General features: G+C 40.2%; 20 protein-coding genes, 1 tRNA gene and 1 pseudogene. 19 read left to right on the forward strand and 3 right to left on the reverse strand.

Annotation, left to right across the window (positions count from 1 at the left end; translation table 11 throughout):
• Positions 1–130 precede the first annotated feature (130 nt).
• On the reverse strand, positions 131–565 hold the full coding sequence (locus FLM47_RS02060) for a YhcB family protein (RefSeq protein ID WP_054202363.1): 435 nt from the start codon (positions 563–565) through the stop codon (positions 131–133).
• Between the two features lie 121 nt (positions 566–686).
• Here FLM47_RS02060 and zapE point away from each other — a divergent pair, with 121 nt between their 5' ends.
• A complete protein-coding gene (gene zapE, locus FLM47_RS02065; RefSeq protein WP_054202362.1) occupies positions 687–1,775 on the forward strand; it encodes a cell division protein ZapE in 1,089 nt (362 codons plus the stop codon).
• A 151-nt stretch (positions 1,776–1,926) separates the two neighbouring features.
• On the opposite strand, the gene gorA is transcribed toward zapE, so the two are convergent.
• A complete protein-coding gene (gene gorA, locus FLM47_RS02070) occupies positions 1,927–3,288 on the reverse strand; it encodes a glutathione-disulfide reductase (protein ID WP_178954859.1) in 1,362 nt (453 codons plus the stop codon).
• A gap of 230 nt (positions 3,289–3,518) precedes the next feature.
• Between gorA and prlC the strand changes: the two genes are divergently transcribed.
• The 13 genes from prlC to FLM47_RS02135 all read left to right on the forward strand — a co-directional run bounded on the left by prlC (position 3,519) and on the right by FLM47_RS02135 (position 18,055).
• Positions 3,519–5,570 (forward strand): oligopeptidase A, encoded by a 2,052-nt coding sequence (gene prlC / locus FLM47_RS02075; RefSeq protein ID WP_178954861.1) that lies wholly within the window; start codon positions 3,519–3,521, stop codon positions 5,568–5,570.
• 162 nt (positions 5,571–5,732) lie between these two features.
• Positions 5,733–6,911, forward strand: a complete 1,179-nt coding sequence (locus tag FLM47_RS02080) for a PleD family two-component system response regulator (protein ID WP_138623846.1) — start codon at positions 5,733–5,735, stop codon at positions 6,909–6,911.
• A gap of 65 nt (positions 6,912–6,976) precedes the next feature.
• Positions 6,977–7,732: a class I SAM-dependent methyltransferase gene (locus FLM47_RS02085; RefSeq protein WP_008115552.1), complete on the forward strand. Its 756-nt coding sequence runs from the start codon at positions 6,977–6,979 to the stop codon at positions 7,730–7,732.
• A 350-nt stretch (positions 7,733–8,082) separates the two neighbouring features.
• Positions 8,083–8,808, forward strand: coding sequence for a tRNA (cytosine(32)/uridine(32)-2'-O)-methyltransferase TrmJ (trmJ, locus tag FLM47_RS02090; protein WP_178954863.1), 726 nt, complete (start codon positions 8,083–8,085; stop codon positions 8,806–8,808).
• Between the two features lie 202 nt (positions 8,809–9,010).
• Positions 9,011–9,502 (forward strand): Fe-S cluster assembly transcriptional regulator IscR, encoded by a 492-nt coding sequence (iscR, locus tag FLM47_RS02095; protein WP_008113921.1) that lies wholly within the window; start codon positions 9,011–9,013, stop codon positions 9,500–9,502.
• 24 nt (positions 9,503–9,526) lie between these two features.
• Positions 9,527–10,744, forward strand: coding sequence for an IscS subfamily cysteine desulfurase (locus tag FLM47_RS02100; protein WP_008113922.1), 1,218 nt, complete (start codon positions 9,527–9,529; stop codon positions 10,742–10,744).
• Between the two features lie 40 nt (positions 10,745–10,784).
• A complete protein-coding gene (gene iscU, locus FLM47_RS02105; protein ID WP_054202356.1) occupies positions 10,785–11,168 on the forward strand; it encodes a Fe-S cluster assembly scaffold IscU in 384 nt (127 codons plus the stop codon).
• A 9-nt stretch (positions 11,169–11,177) separates the two neighbouring features.
• Complete coding sequence (gene iscA / locus FLM47_RS02110) at positions 11,178–11,501, forward strand: iron-sulfur cluster assembly protein IscA (protein WP_008113924.1); 324 nt, start codon at positions 11,178–11,180, stop codon at positions 11,499–11,501.
• Between the two features lie 86 nt (positions 11,502–11,587).
• Positions 11,588–12,115: a co-chaperone HscB gene (gene hscB / locus FLM47_RS02115; protein WP_178954865.1), complete on the forward strand. Its 528-nt coding sequence runs from the start codon at positions 11,588–11,590 to the stop codon at positions 12,113–12,115.
• Between the two features lie 42 nt (positions 12,116–12,157).
• Positions 12,158–14,020, forward strand: coding sequence for a Fe-S protein assembly chaperone HscA (gene hscA / locus FLM47_RS02120; protein WP_054202354.1), 1,863 nt, complete (start codon positions 12,158–12,160; stop codon positions 14,018–14,020).
• Between the two features lie 11 nt (positions 14,021–14,031).
• A complete protein-coding gene (fdx, locus tag FLM47_RS02125; RefSeq protein WP_008113929.1) occupies positions 14,032–14,370 on the forward strand; it encodes an ISC system 2Fe-2S type ferredoxin in 339 nt (112 codons plus the stop codon).
• A 242-nt stretch (positions 14,371–14,612) separates the two neighbouring features.
• On the forward strand, positions 14,613–16,040 hold the full coding sequence (locus FLM47_RS02130; protein ID WP_178954866.1) for an NAD-dependent succinate-semialdehyde dehydrogenase: 1,428 nt from the start codon (positions 14,613–14,615) through the stop codon (positions 16,038–16,040).
• Between the two features lie 473 nt (positions 16,041–16,513).
• The gene (locus FLM47_RS02135) at positions 16,514–18,055 is read left to right on the forward strand and encodes a PAS domain-containing methyl-accepting chemotaxis protein (protein ID WP_178954868.1); all 1,542 of its coding nucleotides are present in this window, start codon (positions 16,514–16,516) and stop codon (positions 18,053–18,055) included.
• Between the two features lie 342 nt (positions 18,056–18,397).
• On the opposite strand, the gene FLM47_RS02140 is transcribed toward FLM47_RS02135, so the two are convergent.
• Positions 18,398–18,473 (reverse strand) — tRNA-His (locus FLM47_RS02140).
• A 283-nt stretch (positions 18,474–18,756) separates the two neighbouring features.
• Here FLM47_RS02140 and FLM47_RS02145 point away from each other — a divergent pair.
• From FLM47_RS02145 to FLM47_RS02165, 5 genes and pseudogenes are all read left to right on the forward strand, one after another.
• Positions 18,757–19,575, forward strand: a complete 819-nt coding sequence (locus FLM47_RS02145) for a mechanosensitive ion channel family protein (RefSeq protein ID WP_010390598.1) — start codon at positions 18,757–18,759, stop codon at positions 19,573–19,575.
• A gap of 94 nt (positions 19,576–19,669) precedes the next feature.
• On the forward strand, positions 19,670–20,452 hold the full coding sequence (locus FLM47_RS02150; protein ID WP_138609581.1) for a YdiY family protein: 783 nt from the start codon (positions 19,670–19,672) through the stop codon (positions 20,450–20,452).
• A 116-nt stretch (positions 20,453–20,568) separates the two neighbouring features.
• Positions 20,569–23,289 carry an SLBB domain-containing protein gene (locus FLM47_RS02155; protein ID WP_256872126.1) on the forward strand — a complete coding sequence of 907 codons (2,721 nt, stop codon included), beginning with the start codon at positions 20,569–20,571 and terminating at the stop codon, positions 23,287–23,289.
• Positions 23,290–23,313: 24 nt separating this feature from the next.
• Complete coding sequence (gene gspG / locus FLM47_RS02160; RefSeq protein ID WP_178956832.1) at positions 23,314–23,709, forward strand: type II secretion system major pseudopilin GspG; 396 nt, start codon at positions 23,314–23,316, stop codon at positions 23,707–23,709.
• 113 nt (positions 23,710–23,822) lie between these two features.
• Positions 23,823–25,001 (forward strand): annotated as a pseudogene (locus tag FLM47_RS02165) (GspE/PulE family protein); the annotation flags it as partial.
• Between the last annotated feature and the right edge of the window lie 13 nt (positions 25,002–25,014).

The raw sequence follows: 25,014 nt of genomic DNA on the forward strand, positions 1-25,014 counted from the left end.
GTCAGGGTTTACTCCACTTAAAAAGCAAAAGGCTGCAATAAGCAGCCTCAAAAAAGTATCAAAGCTGTATACCTAGCTCACACTTGGCTAGGTATATTACTTAAAGACTATGGGGTCAAAAAAAAGTTCATCAAGATGCTTTAGAAGTATTCACATCACCTGCAAATAAACCTGACTTACCCGACACATAATCCGCTGGTTGAGCATCGGCGTTTGAGCGATCTGAACTACGTTCTTTTAATGACGCTTGTAATTGCTCTGTGGTTTCTTTTGAGAAAAACGGCTCAGCAGGGGCTTTATTTCTGTCTTCGAGTAACAGTTGATTGGTTTCTTCAACATGACTTAATAACTGATCGTAGTTTTCTTTCATTTTGTTTACTAACTTACCAGTATTCGCCAAATGGTCGGCAACATCTTGGCGATACTGCTCAAGCGAATGCTTAGCTTGCTCTGCTTGTTGCTCTAATTCATCTTGTTTAAACTGTTTTTTAGTGACAAAGGCACCAACGAAAAATGCAGCAATAGCAACTACTACCACTAATCCTACCCATGTAAATGTACCCATAAATTCACCTCTATGCGAAAATAACTAAAAAATTAAAATGCTACTAAGTCTAATATACCCTGAGTATTGATGCGTGTTAATATGCTTTACAAATTAAACTGTGTTTTAACTGTAAATAGATATGACTCCTTGGCAAACATACCAGCAAGACCTTCAACGCGATGACTTTGTACATGACGCAGCACAAGAAAATGCAGTTCGTCATTTACAGCGTTTATACGACGATTTAACACAAGCAAAACCACAATCTAAAGGTTTTTTTGCAAAGCTTTTTAATAAAGCAGAGCCAGCTCCAATTAAAGGTTTATACTTTTGGGGTGGTGTAGGCCGTGGTAAAACTTACCTTGTTGATACTTTTTATGAAGCGTTACCGGGTGATAGAAAAATGCGAGTGCATTTTCACCGCTTTATGCACCGAGTACACGATGAACTTAAAAAGTTAAATAACACTGCCAACCCTTTAGAAACAGTAGCCGATATTTTCAAAGCAGAAACAGACATAATTTGTTTTGATGAATTTTTTGTTCAAGACATTACCGACGCTATGTTGCTCGGTGGTTTAATGGAAGCATTATTCGCTCGCGGTATTGTACTGGTTGCCACGTCAAATATTATACCTGACGACTTATACCGCAATGGTTTACAGCGTGCCCGTTTTTTACCAGCTATTGCCTTAGTGAATAAGCATACTGAAATAGTTAATGTAGATTCAGGCGTTGATTACCGATTACGTACTCTTGAGCAAGCAGAAATTTTTCATAGCCCGCTTGATGAACAAGCCGATAAAAACCTATTCGAATATTTTGACAAGCTCTCGCCAGAAGTCGGTAAACTAGATACCCCAATAGAAATAGAAGGGCGGATGATCAACACTCGCAAAGTATCTGACTGCATCGTTATGTTTGAATTTAGCGAACTGTGTGAAACTGCCCGTAGCCAAGTTGATTACATGGAAATAAGCCGGTTATATAACACGGTGATTTTATCTAATGTAAAACAGCTAGGGCAAAATAATGATGATGCAGCAAGGCGCTTTATTGCGTTAGTAGATGAATTTTATGAGCGTAATGTAACGTTAATTATCTCTGCAGAAAAACCGATTACCGAGCTGTATACACAAGGCAATTTAAACTTTGAATTTAAACGCTGTATTAGTCGCTTACAAGAAATGCAATCGTTAGAGTATTTAGCCCGAGAGCATTTAGCTTAAAATACGAAGGTTAGAGTTAACGGGCTGCGAGCTACGGGCTGAAATTACGTAGCAGCGGGTTTACCCCGCGTAAAGTTGGTCATTTAAAATAAAAAAACCTTGCGATGTTAACCGCAAGGTTTTTTTATTTCTCGAACCTCGAACCTCGAACTTACCTCATGGTAACAAACTCTTCAGACCCGGTTGGGTGTAATGCTACAACCGCATCAAAATCGGCTTTAGTCGCGCCCATTTTCATTGCGACTGCAAAACCCTGAATCATTTCATCAACGGTAAAACCAATACCGTGTAAGCCCACAACTTTTTCATCATCGCCTGCACACACTAACATCATATTACAGGCTTGGCGGTGCTGAGTAACTGCAGTATACATAGCCGCAAAGCTTGATTTGTATACTTTTACATTTTCGCCGCCGTACTGAGAAATCGCTTCTTGCTCAGTCAAACCAATGGTGCCGATAGGTGGGTGGCTAAATACTACGGTTGGTACTAGGCTGTAGTCCATTTTTAAATCGTTCGGCAATTCTTTATTAAATAAACGCTCCGATAGAGTACGACCCGCTTTAACAGCAACCGGTGTAAGCTCAATACCATTTTCGATAATATCACCCACAGCGTATACATTTTCAGCTGTGGTGTTTTGGTATTCATCTACTTTTACATAACCGCTTTCGTTTATTTCTACGCCTGCTGCAGCAAGGTTAATTTTATCGGTTGTTGGCGTGCGGCCTATAGCCCAAATAACCTGATCAACATTTTCGCTGTAACCATTCTCAAAATGAATCGTTAAGCTGCCATCAGCCTCTTTTACCACTTCTTTTGGTGAACACTCAGTGTGCAGTGTTGGGCCTTCTTTTGCCATAATATCAACCAGTGTGTCGATAATGTATGGGTCAAAAGTACGCAGTGGCTTGCTCTTACGAACAAATAAGTGAGTTTGTGTACCTAAGCTGTGTAAAACACCGGCAATTTCTACGGCAATATAACCGGCACCAACAACGGCAACACGTTTAGGTTGTTCGTTCAGCTCAAAAAAGCCGTTTGAATCAATACCGTGTTCAGCACCTGGAATATTAGGAATAGTAGGGCGGCCACCAACGGCAACTAAAATGTGATCGGCAGTATAGTGCTCGCCATCTACTTCAACGGTTTTACTATCAACAAACTTTGCAAAACCTTTGATCACAGTTACGCCATTTTTAGCTAAACCATTATCATAGCCTTTGTGAATACGGCCAATATAGGCTTCACGGCTTTCTACTAGTTTTGACCAATCAAAGCCTTTAACTTCAACATCAAAACCGTAATCAGGAGCATAAAGATTAATTGCTTCAGCAACTTGAGCGCCATGCCACATTACTTTTTTAGGAACACACCCTACGTTTACGCAGGTGCCACCCATGTGTTTAGCTTCAATTAATGCTACTTTTGCGCCACGCATTGCTGCACGGTTAGCTGATGCAATACCACCACTACCGCCACCAATTGCAATGTAATCAAAATGCTGAGCCATGTTTAATCCTCTAAATGTGTTTAACAATGTTTTACCGATAATATCATATGCGATGAACAAGTCACTTGTTCAGGTTTGCTAAAACCTCTACCATCAAACGAAAATCAAGCTAGTTAAGATCAAGGTATTATTAGTCGAGCGTATATTAAGCTAAGAGCTGAACACTTCCCCTTGTATTTACGTATTTTGCCCCAACTTCATTTTTATATTTGCATAAACTGAGAATGACTATGAGCAATGCACAAACAAATCCCCTTATTGGGCTTGAAGGACTTCCTCCTTTTTCAAAAATAAAGCCTGAGCATGTAGTACCGGCATTAAAAAAAGGTATCGAGCACTGTCGCAGTGCGATTGAAAGCGTATTAGCAAAGCAATCTTTCACCTGGAATGATTTAGTACTACCGCTTGAAGAAGCTGACGATAAACTATCGCGATTATTTTCACCGGTATCACATTTAAACTCGGTGATGAACAACGATGAACTTCGCGAAGCTTATGAGCAGTGTTTACCGCTTATTTCTGAATATTCTACTTTTGTTGGCCAACACCAAGGCTTATATGAGGCTTACAGCGCTATTTATAATAGCGATGAATTTAAAACACTCACTACCGCTCAGCAAAAAACCGTTACCAACGCATTGCGTGACTTTAAGCTTTCAGGCATTGCACTAAATCCTGAGCAGCAAAAACGCTACGGTGAAATTAGTGCGCGTTTATCAGAGCTTGCTTCAAAATTTGGTAATAATGTGATGGATGCCACGCTTGCATGGCATAAGCATATTACCGATGAAAGCCAACTAGCGGGTTTACCAGAGTCAGCACTGGCATTAGCGGCCGATACAGCAAAAAGTAAAGACTTAGAAGGCTGGGTATTCACTCTCGATTTCCCTTCTTACTTACCTATAATGACTTACGCAGACGACCGTGAACTTCGCAAAGAAACATACACCGCGTTTTCTACTCGTGCATCCGATCAAGGTCCAAATGCAGGAGAGTTTGATAACTCGGCGATTATGAGTGAAGAACTGGCACTGCGTCATGAGTTAGCACAATTACTGGGCTTTAATAATTACGCCGAAAAATCGTTAGCTACAAAAATGGCAGAATCACCTGCACAGGTATTTTCATTTTTAGAAGACTTAGCAGCTAAATCTAAGCCACAAGCAGAGCAAGAGCTTAAAGAGTTGCAACAATACGCAAAGCAACAGCACGGTATTAGTGAACTACAGGCATGGGACTTTGGTTATTACAGCGAAAAGCTAAAGCAAGAAAAATACGCGATTTCAGATGAAGTATTACGCCCATACTTCCCTGCCGATAAAGTGCTCAGTGGTTTGTTCGAAACTGTTAACCGCTTGTTTGGTATTACTGTTAAAGAGCAAAAAGACATTGATACTTACCATAAAGATGTGCGCTTTTTTGAAATTTACGATAGCAACAATACTTTACGTGGCCGTTTCTACTTAGATTTATACGCCCGTGACCACAAGCGTGGTGGTGCGTGGATGGATGACTGTATGGGTCGTAAAGTGCGTGCTAATGGTGAACTTCAAACACCAGTTGCTTACTTAGTGTGTAACTTTAATAAAGCGATTGGCGATAAGCCTGCTTTGTTTACCCATAATGAAGTAACCACACTGTTCCATGAGTTTGGTCACGGCATTCACCACATGTTAACTCAAGTAGATGCAGCGCCTGTTGCTGGTATTAATGGTGTGGCATGGGATGCCGTTGAATTGCCAAGTCAGTTTTTAGAAAACTGGTGTTACGAAGAAGAAGCCCTAAGCTTTATTTCAGGCCACTTCGAAACCGGTGAGCCATTACCAAAAGAGCTACTAGATAAACTATTGGCCGCTAAAAATTACAACTCAGGTATGCAAATGCTAAGACAACTTGAGTTCTCGTTATTCGATTTTAAAATTCACCATGACTACGTGGCAGACAAACCATGTAACATTCAAGCTGTACTTGATGATGTACGCAGTCGTACCTCAGTCATTAAGCCGCCAGCGTTTAACCGTTTTCAGCATGGCTTTAGTCATATTTTTGCGGGCGGTTACAGTGCAGGCTATTACTCGTATAAATGGGCTGAAGTACTTTCGGCTGATGCCTACTCTAAATTTGAAGAAGAGGGGATTTTTAATCCACAAACTGGCCAAGCGTTTATGCAGCATATTCTTGAAAAAGGCGGCAGCGAAGAGCCAATGGCACTGTTTAAAAACTTCCGCGGTCGTGAGCCAAGTGTAGATGCACTACTGCGCCACAGCGGCATCGCCGCTTAGGGTCTGTTGATTTTTGCGGATTAAAATATAATTACAAAAGCGCCCCAGAGGCGCTTTTTTATTGCCTAAAATACAGCGCTGTTAAAGAATATTTTGAATAAATTTTAGTAGTTTTAACATGGCGTACTATGCTTTTAACAAAGTACTAAAAGGGACTAACGCATGGCAAAGTTAATACTGGCAATTGATGACGATAAATTAATGCACCATATTATTGAAGAATCTTTAGCTGGGTTTTGCAAAGTGATCCACGCCAAAAATGGTGAAGATGGCATAAGACAAGCGATTAAATATAACCCCGATATTATTTTGCTTGATGTTGAAATGCCGGGGATGTCTGGTTATGAGGTTTGCCAAACTATTAAACAAAATAAAGCCACAACAGATATTCCGGTAATGTTTTTATCATCCAAAGTGGGGCAAGCTGAACGTATTAAAGGGTTTAGTGTTGGCGGGGCTGACTACATTTTGAAGCCTTTTAACGCACAGGAGCTGATGGCACGCATTAAAATTCTTTACCAGTATCGCAAGCAGTGTGCAACACTGCAGTATGATATAGCAAAGGCCAATAAAACAGCTGAAATGGCGATGATTGAGACCGGTGACATGGGGCGCATTATGCGTTTTGTTTGTCAAAGCTATCATGCCGATAATTTAGAATTATTAAGTGAATACTTTTTAGGGTTTTTTACTCCATTACACCTCAATGTCGTGGTTGTTTTTTGGCAAAATAACCAGGGAATGTTTTATAGCCAAGAAACAGGCGTATGCCCATTAGAGCAAGAGCTACTCATACAGCATAAAAATGCAGAACGCTTTGTTGATATTGGTCATAGTACTATTATTAATTACCCTAATATTTCACTATTAATTAAAAATATGCCTGTAGATACGCCATCACTTTATGGTCGCTATAAAGATTTATTTCCACATATTTTAGAAGTAACTAACGAAAAAGTAGTGACTATACAGCAGCACCAATATCGACTAATGCGCGACAATGAGCTAACCCTTGCTTTTAAAGATATTGTTGCCCAGCTTAAAAATCAAAACGCCATGCAAACGAGTGCAATTAGCCAGCTTACAGAGCAGCTTGAGCAACTCCAATCGCTAATGCAAACACACAACGAGATACCAGCTTCGCAATTTAATCAGCAAATAACTCAGCTTAGTCATACATCACAGCAGCTGGTTGCAACCACTAATGATTTAGCCTTTATTAAGCACCAGCTAAAAACAACCACTCAACAGCGTGATGACTTAATTACTCAAACACAACTAAGTAAACAACAAACGCAGCCAGAACCTGAGAGTGAAAATAACGATATTGAGTTGTTTTAAACTAGAGATCGTATATTGGCTTTGTTTGGGTATAATAACGGTGAAATTTATCATCGGAGTGTGAAGTGGTTATACAGTGTGCGTTTAAAGAGTGTCGACCTTATTTAAATGAGTTAGAAGCACGCTTTGGGCTTGCTCAATGGGCAGAGCAAAGCAGTGGTTTTAGCTTGCATTACGATGATAAAGGACTAAGCCTGTATAAAACTGACGAGCCAAAATTAGGTGCTATTAACGTAGACTTTGTAACTGGTGCCGTTGCACATAGGCGTAAATTTGGTGGTGGTAAAGGGCAATCAATTGCCAAAGCAGTTGGTCTTAATAAGGGCGCAACGCCAGTGGTACTCGATGCCACAGCAGGCCTTGGACGCGACGGTTTTGTGTTAGCCTCGCTAGGCTGTAAAGTAATTCTACATGAGCGCCACCCCGTGGTTGCTGCACTGTTATATGATGGCTTACAACGTGCTTATAACGATAGTGAAATTGGCCCATGGATGCAGCAAAATATGAGCCTTATCTTTGGTTCAAGCCATACCTTACTTGCCCAATGTGACAGCATGCCCGATGTGGTTTACCTTGATCCAATGTTCCCGCACCGTGAAAAATCAGCATTGGTTAAAAAAGAAATGCGGGTATTCCAAGAGTTAGTGGGTGGCGATACCGACGCCGATGATTTACTCGAGTTTGCTTACCCACTTGCCAGTAAGCGTGTAGTGGTTAAACGTCCCGATTACGCGCCATTTTTAAATGATAAAACCCCGAGTATGCAAATCAAAACCAAGAAGAACCGCTTTGATGTGTATGTAAAAGCCGCGATGGTTTAAGTTAACGGGCTACGAGTGACGGGCTTCGAGCCTAAAACGTGAGCGAGGTAAACTAAGGCTGATGGGGTGGCGCACACTATTTTGTAGGCGGGGCTTTATGCCGCGCATAGGGTAAAGGCTCCGAGGGTATAATTAATGTTGTGTAACTGCCAATTATAATTTGCTCTATCAAGAGTTGAAGTTTTAGGTGATGAATAAATAAATGACGAATTGCGTTTTAATTAATACCAAACACAATCCTGCCGAACCCCGAACTGATCTTTTAGATCTCGACTATTGAATATAGGATCTCAGCGCGTTTTCATGCTAGAATTTGCGCAATTTTTTTGTACTCGATAAGTAGCACTGTAATGATCTTAGATGATATCCGCATCGTTTTAGTAAACACATCACATTCTGGCAATATTGGTTCTGCGGCACGTGCCATGAAAACCATGGGATTATCAAAGTTATACCTTGTAGATCCTGCTTGTGAAATAGATAGTCATGCCAGCGCACTGGCTGCAGGTGCTACAGATGTACTTGGTAATGCGGTTGTTGTTGATACGGTTGCCGATGCCATTGCTGATTGTGCATTAACTATCGGTACTAGTGCTCGCTCGCGTACATTATCGTGGCCTATGGTTGAGCCGCGTGAATGTGGTGAAAAGCTTGTTGGCGAAGCTGTAAATGGCCCTGTAGCACTTGTATTTGGTCGTGAAAACAGTGGCTTAACAAACGAAGAATTACAACTGTGTAATTACCATGTATGTATTCCTGCTAACCCAGAATACAGCTCGCTAAATTTAGCGATGGCAGTACAAACCTTATGTTATGAAACGCGTATGGCATTTTTAAATCAACAGCCTAAAGCGGAACAACAAGAAGAAGAAACCCTATATCCATCGTCTAAACAAACAGAGCTGTTTTACGAACACCTTGAAGACACCTTGTTTAAAACAGGCTTCATCATTAAGCAGCATCCAGGCATGGTAATGACTAAGCTACGTCGCTTGTTTAATCGTGCTCGCCCTGAAGATGCTGAAATGAACATATTACGAGGTATTCTTACCTCAATTAATAAGTCTATAAAATAGTAATTAGTTATAAATAGCGCCCTTTATTACTCCACTAATACTTGACTAAATTACTCAGGTAATTACAATAGACCCAATACTTGACCAAAATAGTCGGGTATTACAAGTTTATCGGTGGCCGTTTGAGGCTAGCCTATTAGGATAATACTTGACTAATCTACTCTGGTAATTAAAATTTGCACTCTTTTGTGCGGGGGGCGTTATGAAGTTAACATCAAAAGGCAGATATGCCGTTACAGCCATGCTGGATGTTGCACTACATGCAAATATAGGCCCTGTAGCGCTTGCAGATATTTCGCAGCGCCAAGAAATTTCTTTGTCTTATCTTGAGCAGTTATTTGCCCGTTTACGTAAAAATGGGCTAGTGAGTTCTGTTCGAGGTCCTGGTGGGGGCTATTTACTAGGACGTGAGGCCGATGTAATTTCAGTTGGCGATGTTATCAATGCGGTAGATGAATCTGTTGACGCTACTCGGTGTCAGCGAAGCAATACTGGTTGTCAAAGTGGTATGCGTTGTTTAACCCATACATTGTGGTCAGACTTAAGCGCACGAATTGAAGAATTTTTAAATAATATTACCTTAGCTGAACTGGTTGAAAAGTCGGACGTTAAAGCGGTCGCTCTTCGCCAAGAAAACAGCGTTAATGATGCAATTAAGCAGTTGGAAAATATTCAAGTAAGCTGTCAACTTTAAGGTTGACCTGCAGCGGAGAGAGAAATGAAGTTACCGATTTATTTAGATTACGCAGCAACTACGCCCGTTGACGAACGAGTTGCCAAAGAAATGATGCAGTGCCTGACTATGGACGGTAATTTTGGTAATCCAGCATCGCGTTCACACCGTTTTGGTTGGCAAGCTGAAGAAGTCGTTGACCAAGCACGTACTGACATTGCTGATTTAATTAATGCAGACCCACGTGAAATCGTATTCACATCGGGTGCAACAGAATCAAATAACCTTGCTATTAAAGGTGCGGCTCAGTTTTACAAGAAAAAAGGTAAGCATGTTATTACCGCTAAAACTGAACACAAAGCAGTTATCGACACATGTCGTGAGCTTGAGCGTCAAGGGTTTGAAGTAACTTATATGGACGTTGAAGAAAACGGCCTACTTGATCTGCAAAAATTAGCAGATACGATGCGTGACGACACCGTGCTTGTAAGTATCATGCATGTAAATAACGAGCTAGGTGTAATCCAAGATATCAACACCATTGGTGAAATGTGTCGCGAACGTAAAATTATGTTCCACGTAGATGCTGCACAAAGCGCAGGTAAAGTTTTAATCGATGTGCAACAAACCAAAGTAGATTTTATGTCATTCTCGGCGCACAAAGTATACGGCCCTAAAGGCGTAGGTGCTTTGTATGTTCGTCGTAAACCACGTGCACGTTTAGAAGCACAAATGCACGGTGGCGGCCATGAACGTGGTATGCGTTCTGGTACATTAGCAACCCATCAGTTAGTAGGTATGGGCGCAGCATTTAGAATTGCAAAACAAGATTTTGAAAAAGATCACGCACACATCAGTGCGTTACGTAAACGCCTAATCGACGGCATTTTAACAGATATGGACGAAGTGTACTTTAACGGCACACAAGACCAATCAGTACCTGGTATTGTTAATATCAGCTTTAACTTTGTTGAAGGCGAGTCGTTACTAATGGCCGTTAAAGATATTGCGGTATCGTCAGGTTCAGCCTGTACATCTGCAAGTTTAGAGCCTTCTTACGTATTACGTGCACTAGGCCGTAACGACGAATTAGCACATAGCTCAATTCGTTTTAGTATTGGCCGTTTTACCACCGAAGAAGAGATTGATTACACCGTTGAGCTAATGAAAAACTCGATTGGTCGTTTACGTGAAATGTCTCCTCTTTGGGAAATGCACCAAGAAGGTGTTGATTTAGATTCAGTTGAATGGGCGCACCACTAATTAGTGGAGCCCATACCTAGCAGGTAGTGAGGATAGAATTATGGCTTACAGTGATAAAGTAATCGACCACGTAGAAAACCCACGTAACGTAGGTGCTCTAGATAAAAACGATCCGTCAGTGGCAACGGGTATGGTAGGCGCACCAGCATGTGGTGACGTAATGAAACTGCAAATTAAAGTGTCTGCAGAAGGCGTGATTGAAGATGCAAAATTCAAAACGTACGGCTGTGGTAGTGCAATTGCTTCATCTTCACTGGTAACAGAGTGGGTTAAAGGCAAAACACTAGACGAAGCGTCTACTATTAAAAATACTGATATCAGCGCAGAGCTAGAATTACCACCAGTGAAAATTCACTGCTCAATTTTAGCAGAAGATGCAATTCAAGCAGCAATTGCAGATTACAAAAGCAAACATACAAACTAAGAGATATTCATGGCAGTGACATTGACAGATGCGGCAGCAAACCGCGTACAATCATTTTTAGCAAACCGTGGTAAAGGCATAGGCCTGCGAGTTGGCATTAAAACGACGGGCTGTTCAGGTCTTGCTTATGTATTAGAGTTTGTTGATGAGCTAAACGATGACGATGAAACATTTGCAGCTAAAGGCGTTACCTTAATTGTTGACGCTAAAAGCTTAGTTTATATCGACGGCACCGAGCTCGACTACACAAAAGAAGGCTTAAATGAAGGGTTTAAATTTAACAACCCTAATCAAGCTGATGAGTGTGGTTGTGGCGAAAGCTTTACCGTTTAAGCTCAAACTTGTTTTGAATACCTAAGCTACTTGGGTATAACTAAGCCCTGCCAATTAATGTAGGGCTTTGTCATTTGTGAGAAGTTATGCGTTATTTTGAGTTATTTGCAATTCCCGTTGACTACAATATTGATTTAGCAACGATTAACAAGCACTACTTAGAACTTCAACGTGCTGTTCACCCTGATCGCCATGCTAATGCTAGCAGTCGTGATAAATTAATGGCCGTACAAAGTACTGCCGAAATTAATGATGCACTGCAAACACTCAAGCACCCCGTTAAACGTGCTGAATATATGTTGAGTGAGCTGGGCGTTGATATTCGCGCTGAGCAGCAAACATTGCAAGATCCCATGTTTTTAATGCAGCAAATGGAGCTTCGAGAAGAACTTGAAGAGTTAGCGACCACAATCGATCCGGACTCTGCTATTGCCCATTTTGAAAAACAAATAAAGCAGCTTGATCAGCAGTACAGTGCGCAATTGGCAGAGCAGTTAGCAAGTAACGATGAGCAGCAATATCAACAAGCAGCAGACAGTATCCGTAAGCTAAAGTTTGTTTATAAGTTACGCGACGAACTTGAACGCATTGAAGACAGTTTATTTGACGATTAATTCACTTGCTGCAAAGCGAGCAACACGAGTTTAAAGAGCATTATGGCATTATTGCAAATTGCTGAGCCGGGGCAGAGCGCGGCACCACATGAACATAAATTAGCAATTGGAATTGACTTAGGTACCACGAATTCATTAGTGGCAACCGTACAAAGCGGCGAAGCTCGTACTATTACTGATGAGTCAGGCGAAGCAATGTTGCCGTCTGTAGTGCGTTACCAAGCTGGTGGCATAACCGTAGGTGCAGACGCGATGCAAGCAGCTACACTCGATCCGGTTAATACACTCATTTCAGTCAAGCGCTTTTTAGGTAAAACCCAAGCCGAAATAGAGCAAAGCTACGGCCAACTGCCTTATCAATTTTGCGATGATAACGGCGCACTTGCGATAGCAACTGAAGCCGGGAAAATCAGCCCAGTAAAAGCATCAAGCCATATTTTAGGTGCCCTAAAAGCACGTGCAGAACAAAGCTTTGGTAATCAAGATATTTTAGGCGCGGTTATCACCGTACCAGCCTATTTTGATGATGCACAACGCCAAAGCACTAAAGATGCGGCTGAACTTGCCGGCATTAATGTGCTGCGTTTATTAAACGAGCCAACCGCGGCTGCGGTTGCTTATGGCTTAGATTCAGGCCAAGAAGGCATAATTGCTGTTTATGACTTAGGTGGCGGAACATTTGATATTTCTATACTGCGCTTAAATAAAGGTGTGTTTGAAGTATTGGCCACTGGTGGCGATTCAAGTCTAGGCGGTGATGACTTTGACTCATTATTAGTTGACTACTTAAAACAAGAAACCGGCGTGACGGGCTTATCTCCTTCGGTATTACGTTTATTTATAAATAAAGCCAAAGCCTGTAAAGAAGCACTCAGCCAATACGAAAAAGTAAATGTTGGTCTTGAGTTTGACGATGAAAAATACATGGTTGAAGTAACGCGAGAGAAGTTTAACGAGCTGGCTATGCCACTGGTAAAAAAAACGCTCCGCTCATGTCGTCGTGCAGTAAAAGATGCCGGTATTGAAAACCAAGAAGTACTACAAGTGGTGATGGTTGGCGGTTCAACCCGCATGCCGTTGGTACGTACTCAAGTTGGCGAGTTTTTTGATAAACAACCACTCACTTCAATTGATCCTGATCGTGTTGTTGCACTGGGTGCAGCATTACAAGCTGACGTATTAATTGGTAACAAGCCAGATTCAGACATGTTATTGCTGGATGTGTTACCGTTGTCGCTAGGACTTGAGACCATGGGTGGCTTGGTTGAAAAAATTATTCCACGCAATACCACTATTCCAGTTGCACGTGCGCAAGAATTTACTACGTTTAAAGATGGTCAAACGGCTATGTCGTTGCATGTATTACAAGGTGAGCGTGAACTGGTTGACGATTGTCGATCGCTGGCAAAATTCAGCTTAAAAGGCATTCCACCTATGGCGGCGGGAGCTGCGCATATTCGCGTTACCTTTAAAGTAGACGCTGATGGTTTACTAAGCGTATCAGCCATGGAAAAATCAACTGGCGTTCAAGCAGAAATACAAGTAAAACCGTCGTTTGGTTTGTCTGACGACCAAGTTGCTAATATGCTTAAAGAGTCGATGAGTAACGCTAAAGGCGACATGCAAGCGCGTATGCTTAAAGAGCAACAAGTTGAAGCGCTTCGTGTAATAGAAGCAATGGAAGCCTCTTTGGCAGCTGATGGCGATTTACTTGAGCCTGAGCAACTAGCGGCGCTAAAAGTGGAAATAAACGAACTTGCAAAAGTACGCGAGAGTGCACAAGAGCCAAGCGAAATTAAAGCAGCCATTGAAAAAATGGACAATGCGAGTAGTGATTTTGCCGCGCGTAGAATGGATGCATCAATTAAAAAAGCCTTAACAGGCCAGTCAGTAGACAATATATAAGAGAGATTAGAATGCCACAAATTGTTTTTCTTCCCCATCCGGAGTTGTGTCCTGACGGTGCTGCAATAGAAGCGCCCGCTGGCGAAACGGTACTTGATATCGCGCTTAAAAATGGCATTAGCATTCCTCATGCCTGTGAAAAGTCATGTGCATGTACAACTTGTCACTTAGTGATCCGTGAAGGTTTTGACTCATTAGATGAAAGTGACGACCTAGAAGACGACATGCTAGATAAAGCCTGGGGTTTAGAACCAGAGTCACGTTTAGGTTGCCAAGCAATTATTAGAGATGAAGACTTAGTGGTTGAAATACCTAAGTACAATCTCAATATCGTTAATGAAGAACACTAGTTTTTAATTAACGACTATTATATTAAAAGCCGCTGTTTAATACAGCGGCTTTTTTGTTTGTATTAAGTAGCAGCGGGTTTACCCGCGTTTTTTTTAAAGGTTACGAGCGACGGGCTGCGAGGTGCGGGTAAATTAAAAAACCTTGTAGCGTTAACCACAAGGCTTTTTTAATATATCGAAGCCCGAAGCCCGAAGCCCGAAGCCCGAAGCCCGAAGCCCAAAACCCATTTCGGAGGTGTATTTTGAGTGATCTTATTTTTTCAGACTCGTTTATAAACGGTGAATTTTATCAAACTAGCACACGCTTTAGCGTTGATGATCCCGCCACCGAACAAAGTATTGTTGATGTAAGCGACATTGACGAGCAAGGTGTAAATACAGCTATTGATGCGGCAAAAGGCGCGTTTGTAAAATTAAAAGCCACCAATGCAACCGAGCGAAGTGAAACTTTGATGCGTTGGTATGAGTTGGTGATTAAACATAAACAAACGTTAGCTACACTTATGACCAAAGAGCAGGGGAAACCACTTAAAGAATCTCTCGGTGAAATAGATTATGGCGCCGGCTTTATTAAGTGGTTTGCTGAGCAAGCTAAACGTAGCTATGGGGATGTGATCCCTGCAACCGATAACCAGCATCGCCTAACCAGTTATAAACAGCCTATTGGCGTGGTTGCCGGTATAACACCATGGAACTTTCCTGTGGCTATGGTAACTCGAAAAGTAGCCCCTGCTTATGCTGCTGGCTGTAGTTTCATTTTAAAACCTTCTGAACATACACCACTATGTGCTATTGCTTTAGCGTATTTAGCTGATCAGGCTGGCTTTGTAAAAGGTGCATTTAATGTGTTGGTATCACAAAACGCTAAAGACGTTGGTAAAATGTTGACTGACTCAGAGGTGGTACGTAAGTTCACCTTTACTGGCTCTACAGGTGTAGGTAAGCAGTTACTATCACAGTGTGCCCAGACAATTAAAAAAACATCAATGGAATTAGGTGGCAATGCGCCGTTCATTATTTTTGATAATGCCGATATTGATGACGCTATTGATGGGCTAATGGCGGCTAAATTTAGAAATAGTGGCCAAGCGTGTGTGGCGGCAAATCGTATCTTCATCCAGCGCAGTATATTAAATGAAGTGCTTGAAAAAATTACACCCAAAGTCGCTGCGCTCAAGGTTGCAAACGGTTTTGATGAAAATGCCGACATAGGCCCGCTTATTTATCCCAAAGCAAAAGAGAAAGTACAACAACTGATTAAAGATGCTCTCGATAAAGGCGCTACGCTAATTGGTGATAACAGCAATTTAGGTGGCAGCTTTCAAAACCCATTAATAGTTACTAATGTCACTACACAAATGGATATTTATCACGAAGAAGTATTTGGCCCTGTATTAACGGTGAGCCCATTTGATGAAGAAAGCGAAGTCCTTGCGCTTGCTAATGACGTCCCTTATGGATTAGCTGCGTACTTTTATAGCCAAAACATTAAACAAATCTATCGTGTAAGCGAAGGGTTAGAGTTTGGCATGATAGGTGTAAATGAGGGGGTTATATCAAACCCTGTAGCACCGTTCGGTGGGGTAAAGCAATCAGGCCTTGGAAGAGAGGGTGGTCACCAAGGTTTAGATGAATACCTAGAAGAAAAATACGTATGTATTAGAGTTTAACTCTATAAACTGTTCCGATGAGTTAACCGTTTAGCGTTTTAAGTTGCTTGAAATGGGTGTAAATGCTACCTTTCAAAAAAATGTTTAAGTAAACAAAACGTAAAGAATTTCTATAAGTAGAAATAACCCCGTGTGTAAATGCCACCATTTTGGTGGCATTTTTTTGCCCCTATTTAAGGAATGATTTTTGGTATTTCTCTATTTTAGGGTCTAAACTATTCTTAGTTAGATGTTATTTTGCTTATATCCTTTTTAAAAACGCAATTATATGCAGTATCAATTATTCTTCCACTATGCGGCTTTTTTGTAACCCTATGTTTTTTAATTGTTTATTTTTATGTGTGAGTAAGTAGAATGGAGTTTCAGTAGTTTTAAAACTATTGAAATATAGTAATAATGTACAATTGTGTTCTACACATTATTAAATTAACATCCCGCAAATTCACCCATTAAAAAATAATAAAGCACCCACTATGAGTAGAAGAAATCAAGCAACGGTAGACCAGGAAGTTTCGTTCGGCATTGACGAAGAGTTAGTTTCTACAACAGATTTACGAGGGGTTATCACCTATGCAAATGATAACTTTTGTAAAGTTTCAGGGTACACCATTAATGAATTGACAGGGAAAAACCATAACATGGTTCGACATCCTGATATGCCGCCAGCGGCATTTGGTGATATGTGGTTCAATTTAAAAAGCGATACCGCTTGGCGAGGAGCGGTAAAAAATAGATGTAAAGATGGGCGTTATTATTGGGTTGATGCCTTTGTAACCCCTATTTATGAAAACGGTAAAAAAGTAGGTTATCAATCAGTTCGCCAACAACTCCTTCCAGAATATAAAAACCGAGCAGAAAAGCTATACCAACGTTTAAATAATGGTCAATCAATTACGCCTTTAAGTGAAAAATTAGCTGCATTTAAGCTTCCTCTATTTATTGGAGGGGCAGCTTTAATTGCTTGGTTAACAAGCTATATGTTCTGGTTATGTTTACTGTTTGTTCCTCTGCCTTTTGTTATTTTTTATGAAGAGTTAATTCGTTCGCAAAGCACAATCAAAAAAACCAAAGCAGGTCCAGATAGCGTATCTCGGCATATTTATTCTGGTAGCGACAGCCTCAGCTATAGTGATTTTCAGATTAAATTACTTGAGGGTAAAGTCACTACTATTGTTGGCCGGATTATTGATGGTACCTTAAGCTTGAGTAAAGGTGCTGATTCTCTAAAAATTTGTGCTGAAGCTGCGCAGGCCGGTGTTGAAAAAGAAGCATCAGAATTACATCAAGTGTCGTCAGCGGTTGAAGAAATGGTGCATTCAATTGATGAAGTAGCAAAAAATACTTTAGTAACTAACCAACGAGTGCAACAAGCTCACCAAGACTGCGAAAGCGCAACGCAAGCGATGTCAGGCACCATGCGTGAAGTATCGTTACTCGCCAACGAGGTGGATAACTCGGCAAGTTCAGCGAGCGGGCTAGCAATAGAGGCTGAAAAAATTGGTGGCATAATGCAAGAAATACAAGGGATTGCCGATCAAACAAATTTACTTGCACTTAATGCGGCTATAGAAGCTGCGCGTGCTGGTGAGCATGGTCGAGGGTTCTCGGTTGTTGCTGATGAAGTGCGAGCACTCTCAAGTAGAACGCATACTGCTACAGAGCAAATTCAAGTCTCTATATCTGAAATGCAATCTACGTTACTCAATTGGTCAAAAACAATGGAAGCGGGTAAAAACGCGGCAGAGACTTGTGTTAAAGAAACGCGAAATAGCCAAGATATCGTCTCAAAAGTATATGCTGCAATTACTGATATTTCTGATTTAGCAACACAAATATCAACCGCAGCAGAAGAGCAAAGCATGGTATCACAAGAAATCAGCCGTAATATTTCAAATATTAGTACCGCTTCGTCAGAAAACTTAGCCCAAGCGCACAGTGTAGGTACAGAGTCTGATGCGATTGAAAAACACTCTAAAGCATTAGCATCACTAGGTCTTTCTTTTAAAGTAGGTTAACAACTTAAGCAAGGGCAGCAAATACCCAAGTGTATGAGGCGCTGAGAATATAACATGTTCTCAGCGCGCCTAAAGCGTCAAATACGGGCAACGGGCTGTGTGGTGCGGGGAAAACCTGCTACTACTGGTGTTATTTGTAATATTTCTTTAGCAGTGACTTCATGTCGCATCAAAGTTTTATAAAAGTATGAATTAAAGGATACAAGCAAACGAGAAGTAAAAATGTGAATAAGATTACGCAAATAGACGAGTTAGTATTATTTATTTTAGGTTTGGTTTTATGAAGGCCAGGTATAATTAAGAAGCTAACTTTGAACATTACTGAGGGAGTTTAGAAAATAGTGGGGCGATTGACGGGGCTCGAACCCGCGACAACCGGAATCACAATCCGGGGCTCTACCAACTGAGCTACAACCGCCACTACATACACCTTGTTTGGTGTGGCGCGCATAATACATAATATCCCCATGCTTGTGAAGCAAAAAATCAAAAAAATTTAAACTTATTATAAGTATTCTATATTTAAGCTATTGGCAACGGGCAACGGGCAACGGGCAACGGGCAACGGGCAACGGGCAACGGGCAACGGGCAGCCAGAACCCCTAACCCCTTAGTAAAACGTTGTTGCAAACACCTATTAAAGATTTACAATACTACAAACAATACCGCTAAACTGCTTAATAACGCTATCAGGAGTTAATATGGATTCAATACTCAATTGGCTGAATGAAAATTCAGGCTTAATCTTACACTATGGTATTCAAGCAGTTATAGCGCTTGTTATATTTTTACTCGGTGGCCGAATTGCCAAGTTTTGTGCAAATTTAACCGCTAAAGCATTCGACAAGAAGAAAGTAGATGTAGCGGTTTCATCGTTTGTATCTAGTATTGTGTATGCCATTGTATTTGCAGCCACTATTTTAATGGCGCTGTCACAAATTGGTATCGAAACCACGTCATTTATTGCTATTTTAGGTGCCGCAGGTTTAGCGGTTGGCTTAGCACTGCAAGGGTCGCTATCTAACTTTGCATCTGGTGTGCTAATTATTTTACTACGCCCATTTAAATCTGGTGACTACGTTGAAGCTGGCGGTAAAGCCGGTACGATTAAAAAAATTGAAATATTTTCTACTGAAATGCGCACTCCTGACAACAAAGTTATTGTAATGCCCAATTCAAAAATAATGTCAGATGCAATCATTAACTACTCGCGCGAAGCAACGCGTCGCGTTGATCTTGTGATTGGTGTTGGCTACGACGCCGATTTACGTAAAGCAAAAGAAGTACTTAAATCAGTACTAGATAACGAATCACGTATTTTAAAAGATCCTGCATACAACGTATCGGTTTCTGAACTTGCCGATTCAAGCGTTAACTTTATCGTACGCCCTTGGGTTAACTCAGAAGATTACTGGCCAACATACTGGTCGTTAATGGAAAACATTAAAATAGCGTTAGACGACGCTGATATTACCATTCCATTTCCACAAATGGATGTGCATTTGCACAAGCAAGACTAATTTTAAAAAGTTATTAAGGTAATGCTCACGTTAGGTTTGCTAACGTGCGCGCTGCTTTAAAGAGCATGAATATTTTTTACAGGGTTATTTTTTAATGAAACTTAAGCTTTTATCAATTTTAGTAGCAGCCTCAGCTACAACCAGTGCATTTGCATCAGAAGAAGAACAAAAAACCTGGGAAGTAACCAGTGAAGTGGGCGCTATCATTACCAGTGGTAATACCGAAACAACGACCTTAAAAGGTGGTATTAAAGTATTGCATAACTTAGAAAGTTGGAATAACGAGTATAAGTTAGACGGCATCTACAAAGAAGATGAAGTAGAAAACGACGCTGGCACAAAAGAAAAACAGCGTACTAACGAAAAGTACTCTATTTCAGCGCAGGGTAATTACAAATTAAACGAAAAGCATGCTCATTTATTTATTTATGGGTCGCACGTATCTGATTACTTTGGCGCATACCGAAGTGAATCAGTTATTTCAGCGGGTTATGGTTTACGTTTACTAAACGAGACAAACATGAAGCTAAACGCTGAAATTGGTCCGGGTTATAAGTATTTTAAGTATCCAGATATTAGCGAAGAGGTTGATGAAAACGGCAACTCATTAGCGGGTGAATACGAAGGCGAAGTGATTGCCTTAGGTAAAGTAGATTTTAGCTGGAAAATTTCAGACAACGCGCGTTTTACTCAGTTAGTGTCGGTAGAATACGGTGATACTAATACTAAAACCCGTTCAGAAAGCGCATTACTTACTAAAATCAATGGCTCACTGCAAATGAAAGTGGCTTACAATATAACCAACAACTCAGATGTGGCTGATGACAAAGAAGCAACAGATACAGAGACTTCACTAACACTTGTTTACAGTTTTTAAGCATACAAAAAGCATAATAATGGGTAAGCGTGCTTACCCATTTTTTTTATCTATAAAATGGTGTAGTATGCGGCGAATATTTATATTTTTTATCTTTTTTACTAAAGGGAAGCTTTGTGAAGTTAACTAATTTTTTTTCGGCAGTACTATTTTTCAGTATGCTTACCTCTACGTCGGCTATAGGGGCTGAAGAAAGAGTTCAGCCAACTGAACAACAGTTAGAGCAATTTAAAAAATTGCCAGAATCTCAACAGGAAGCTTTAGCAAAAAAATATGGTATAGACTTAAGTGCTTTAAAAAAGTCAAAAGATAAAGATTCTGATGATGAACTTTTAACACCTTCAGTACTTCCTCGAAATAGTAAAACTAAAATAGATGATGAGGAGTTTCAAACTGAAGAAGAGAAATTTAAACCGAAATCAGATGAACCAAAGCCATTTGGGTATGAGCTCTTCTCCGGTGAGCCAACAACATTTACCCCTTCTGAAAATGCTTTAGTTCCAGATAGTTACATTGTAGGGCCTGGCGATACTTTTACTATAAATTTATACGGTAAAGAGTCATCGAGTGAAGAAGTTGAAGTTGATAGAGAGGGGCGTTTAGCAATAGATAAATTGCAGCCAGTGTCTGTTTCGGGTATGCAATACAGTGAAGTAGTTAAACTTATAAAGGTTAAGGTTGAAAAAGAAATGATTGGTGTTGAGCCATTCGTTTCTATGGGAAAAACTAGAAGTATTAGGGTAATGGTTTTAGGTGAAGCTTATCTTGCAGGTGCTTATACCATTCCCGCACTGTCTTCTATCTCACATGCTTTATTTGTAAGTGGCGGTATTTCTGAAATTGGCTCTTTACGTAATATTCAGTTAAAACGAGCTGGTAAAACAATTCAAACTCTCGATTTGTATGATCTGCTAATTCGTGGTGATAGTTCAGATGATGTAATTTTAAAGCCAGGTGACGTAGTTTTTATTCCGACTGTAGGTAAACAGGTTACTGTGGATGGTGAGGTTCGTAGACCAGCTATTTTTGAGTTACAAGATAATGAATCAGTGCATGATTTAATTGAGATGGCAGGTGGCTTTAATGGAGCCGCTTATCCACAAAGAACAGTTGTAGAACGCTATACTGGTAATAGTTTCAAAACAATTCTGCAAATAGACTTAACAAATTCAGATTCTAAATATATTGCTAAAAACGGTGATAAAATAAAGGTACCTTCATCAAGTGAAGAGTTAAACGATGCAGTAACTTTACTCGGTGCTGTAACATATCCAGGTAATTATTCGTGGAGCGAAGGAGATAAAGTTAGCAAACTATTTACCTCGATCAAGAGTGATTTACTTCCGATAGCAGATTATGAATACGCTCTTATAATCAGGGAAGTAAATATCAAAGGTGATATAGAGGTGCATCAATTTTCACCACTTAAAGCGATTGCTAACAATCCTGAGCAAGATATAGAGCTAAAAGCACGTGACAAAGTGGTTGTTTTTAGTCGCTTTCAATCTAAAGAGGATGAGGAAATAGCATTAGACTCATTAGCTTTAACCCAAGAGCAAATTAAATTAAGAGAAAAAATGGCTTTATGGGATGATTTTGAGCAAAAACAATTTTATGAATTTATAGATTTAGGTGACTCCTTAGATAAGGAGCTTGCTGAGCAAGTTGAAAAACAACTTGCCGAAGAAGATAAAAATAGAGTTACCGCAATTACGGAAATTTTAAATAAAAAAGTTGAATTAGAAGATGACGAGTATTCATATTTCAGCAGAGAAAGACTCCTTAAGCCTATACTTGCTAAATTAAATCAGCAGGCGGGTTACAAAAGTAAAGTGCAAATTTACGCAATTCGTGGTGAGGTTTATCATGAAGGGATTTATCCTCGTCCGGTTAATGCCAATATAAATAAGGCAATTGCATCTGCAGGGGGGCTAAAAGAGTCAGCATTTCTTGAAAGTGCAGAGATAACGCGTTTTTCACCAAAAAATGCGGCAATGTTAGAGCATGTTAATATTAATTTAGATGAAGCAGTTAGTAATCCTACAAAAGAAAAGTTTCTGGTCCATAGTAAAGATTCAATCAATGTTTACCCAATACCTAATTGGCAGAAAGGACTAAAAGTAAGCTTATATGGTGAAGTTAAATTTCCTGGTGATTACGATATTCGTAAAGGTGAAAGTTTACGAGAAGTAATAAAAAGGGCTGGAGGGTTTACAGATTATTCTTACCCTGAAGGGGCTGTATTTACACGCGAAAATCTACGTTTTCAACAGCAACAGCAGCTAAACAAGTTGTCAGAAGACTTGCGAAGAGATATTACTTCTAAAAGCTTTAACAGCTCAATCACCGACTCATCGCTGAGTTATGAAGACATGAATAGCTTGATTAATGATTTGGCTAAAGTGAAAGCGGTGGGTCGTTTAGTTATAAATTTACCAGCTATTGTGGAGGGTAAATTAGATATCCCCCTAGAAGATAGCGATACGCTCTATATTCCAAGCAAACAAAACAGTATTAATGTTGTTGGTGAGGTTAACTTCTCTAGCTCACATTTATTTGATTCAGCTTTATCGGTTGATGACTACATCGGTAGAAGTGGTGGCTTTAAGCAGCGTGCAGACGAAGATCGTGTTTACATTATTAAAGCAAGCGGCCTAGTTAAAATACCAAATAATAATTCTTGGTTTGGTGTTGATCGCTCTGAAATACTAGAGCCAGGAGATACAGTCGTGGTGCCATTAGACACAGAGCACGTTGATAACTTAACTTTGTGGAGCACAGCAACACAAATACTTTATCAAATGGGTGTAGCCCTAGCTGCGGTTAGTTCACTGTAAATTATAAAGGTGTATGGAATGAAAATGAAAAAAAACAATGGTTTTACTATGATGGAACTACTCATAGTTATCGTAATCTTAGGACTTTTGGCATCTTTAGTTGCCCCCAAATTTTTCGGTAAATTGAGCACGGCAGAAAGAGGCATTGCAGCGACTCAAATGTCGGCCTTCGAAACAGCTATTGATACATATAGGCTTGATTTGGGTCGATACCCATCAAAATTAGAGCAACTAAGAAGTAGTGATGAGCCTAGATGGGATGGTCCTTACTTACCTAAAGATGTTCCTTTAGATCCATGGGGTAATCCATATGTCTATAGTCTTAATAACGATAAAATTAATCCTTATACTTTAATGTCATACGGTGCTGATGGGAAAGAAGGTGGTGAAGATAATAATGCAGATATAGTGCACCAATGATGACAATTGAACAATTGCTATTAGATAAATTTAATGTAACACAACAAGATTTATCTAAAGCTTTAAATTATCAACAAAAGTATGGTGGTAGAGTTGAACAAATTTTGGTTAATATGGGGAGTCTTCCAGATGATCAAGTTCAACATTTGCTCTCGCTATACTTAGAATTGCCGCTCTTTGATTTATTGGAGTGGCAAGATATAGAGCTGCCAACGCTTAGCTATAAAGAAAAAGAATTTTTACTAAAAAATAACTGGGTATTATTAGATAAAGATACGTGGAGCTTTGCGTGTCTTTACCCATTAAATTTATCTGTAAATAATTGGTTAGCAGAAAATGAGATTTCGGCTCGGTTGTATGTTGCATCAGCAACTGATATTCAAAATTTAGCTACTAAATTAAACATAGATGATGCGTTAGATTCTGATGATCTAGTAACCTCTGACGAAGAAGAAAAGTTAAGAGAGCTTGCATCAGAGGCGCCTACTGTTAACTTGCTTAACTCCTTAATTGGTAAAGCACTGAGACAGGGAGCCTCTGATATGCACTTAGAGCCTTATGAAGGAACCTATCGTGTAAGGTATCGTGTTGATGGCGTATTGCATGAGGTTGAGCGTCTAGCGCCCAAAATGCAATTACCTATAGTAACAAGATTAAAAATACTCTCGGGTATGGATATCGCGGAAAAAAGACGACCACAAGACGGTAAGATCGAGCTAAAAATATCTAATCAAGAAATAGATATCCGTGTTTCTTCTTTACCACTTAACGATGGTGAATCTGTTGTAATGCGCTTTTTGCGTAAAGATAATGTTCGCTATAACATGTCTGTACTAGGTCTATCTAGTGACATAGAAGCGTGTATAAAAGAGGATATAAAAACAACCTCGGGTGTTGTACTTCTAACTGGCCCAACGGGTTCTGGTAAAACAACGACTCTATATACTTTCTTGAATGCGCTTAATAATGACGATGTTAAAATCATAACCTTAGAAGATCCTGTTGAATACCAGCTTCCTGGAATAAATCAGGTGCAAGTTAATAGCGATATTGGTTTTGACTTTTCTGCGGGTCTGCGTTCTATAGTCCGTCAAGATCCTGATATTATAATGCTTGGGGAGATTCGAGATAAAGAAACTGCTCAAATAGCATTGCAATCGGCGCTAACTGGTCACTTAGTTTTTAGTACAGTGCATACAAATGATGCTGCAAGCGCATATACCCGTTTATTGGATCTCGGTGTAGAAGAGTTTTTACTTAATGCTGCACTTGTTTCTATTGTTGCCCAGCGATTAGCACGAAAAA

Source organism: Pseudoalteromonas sp. Scap06, assembly GCF_013394165.1.
Taxonomy (GTDB): Bacteria; Pseudomonadota; Gammaproteobacteria; order Enterobacterales; family Alteromonadaceae; genus Pseudoalteromonas.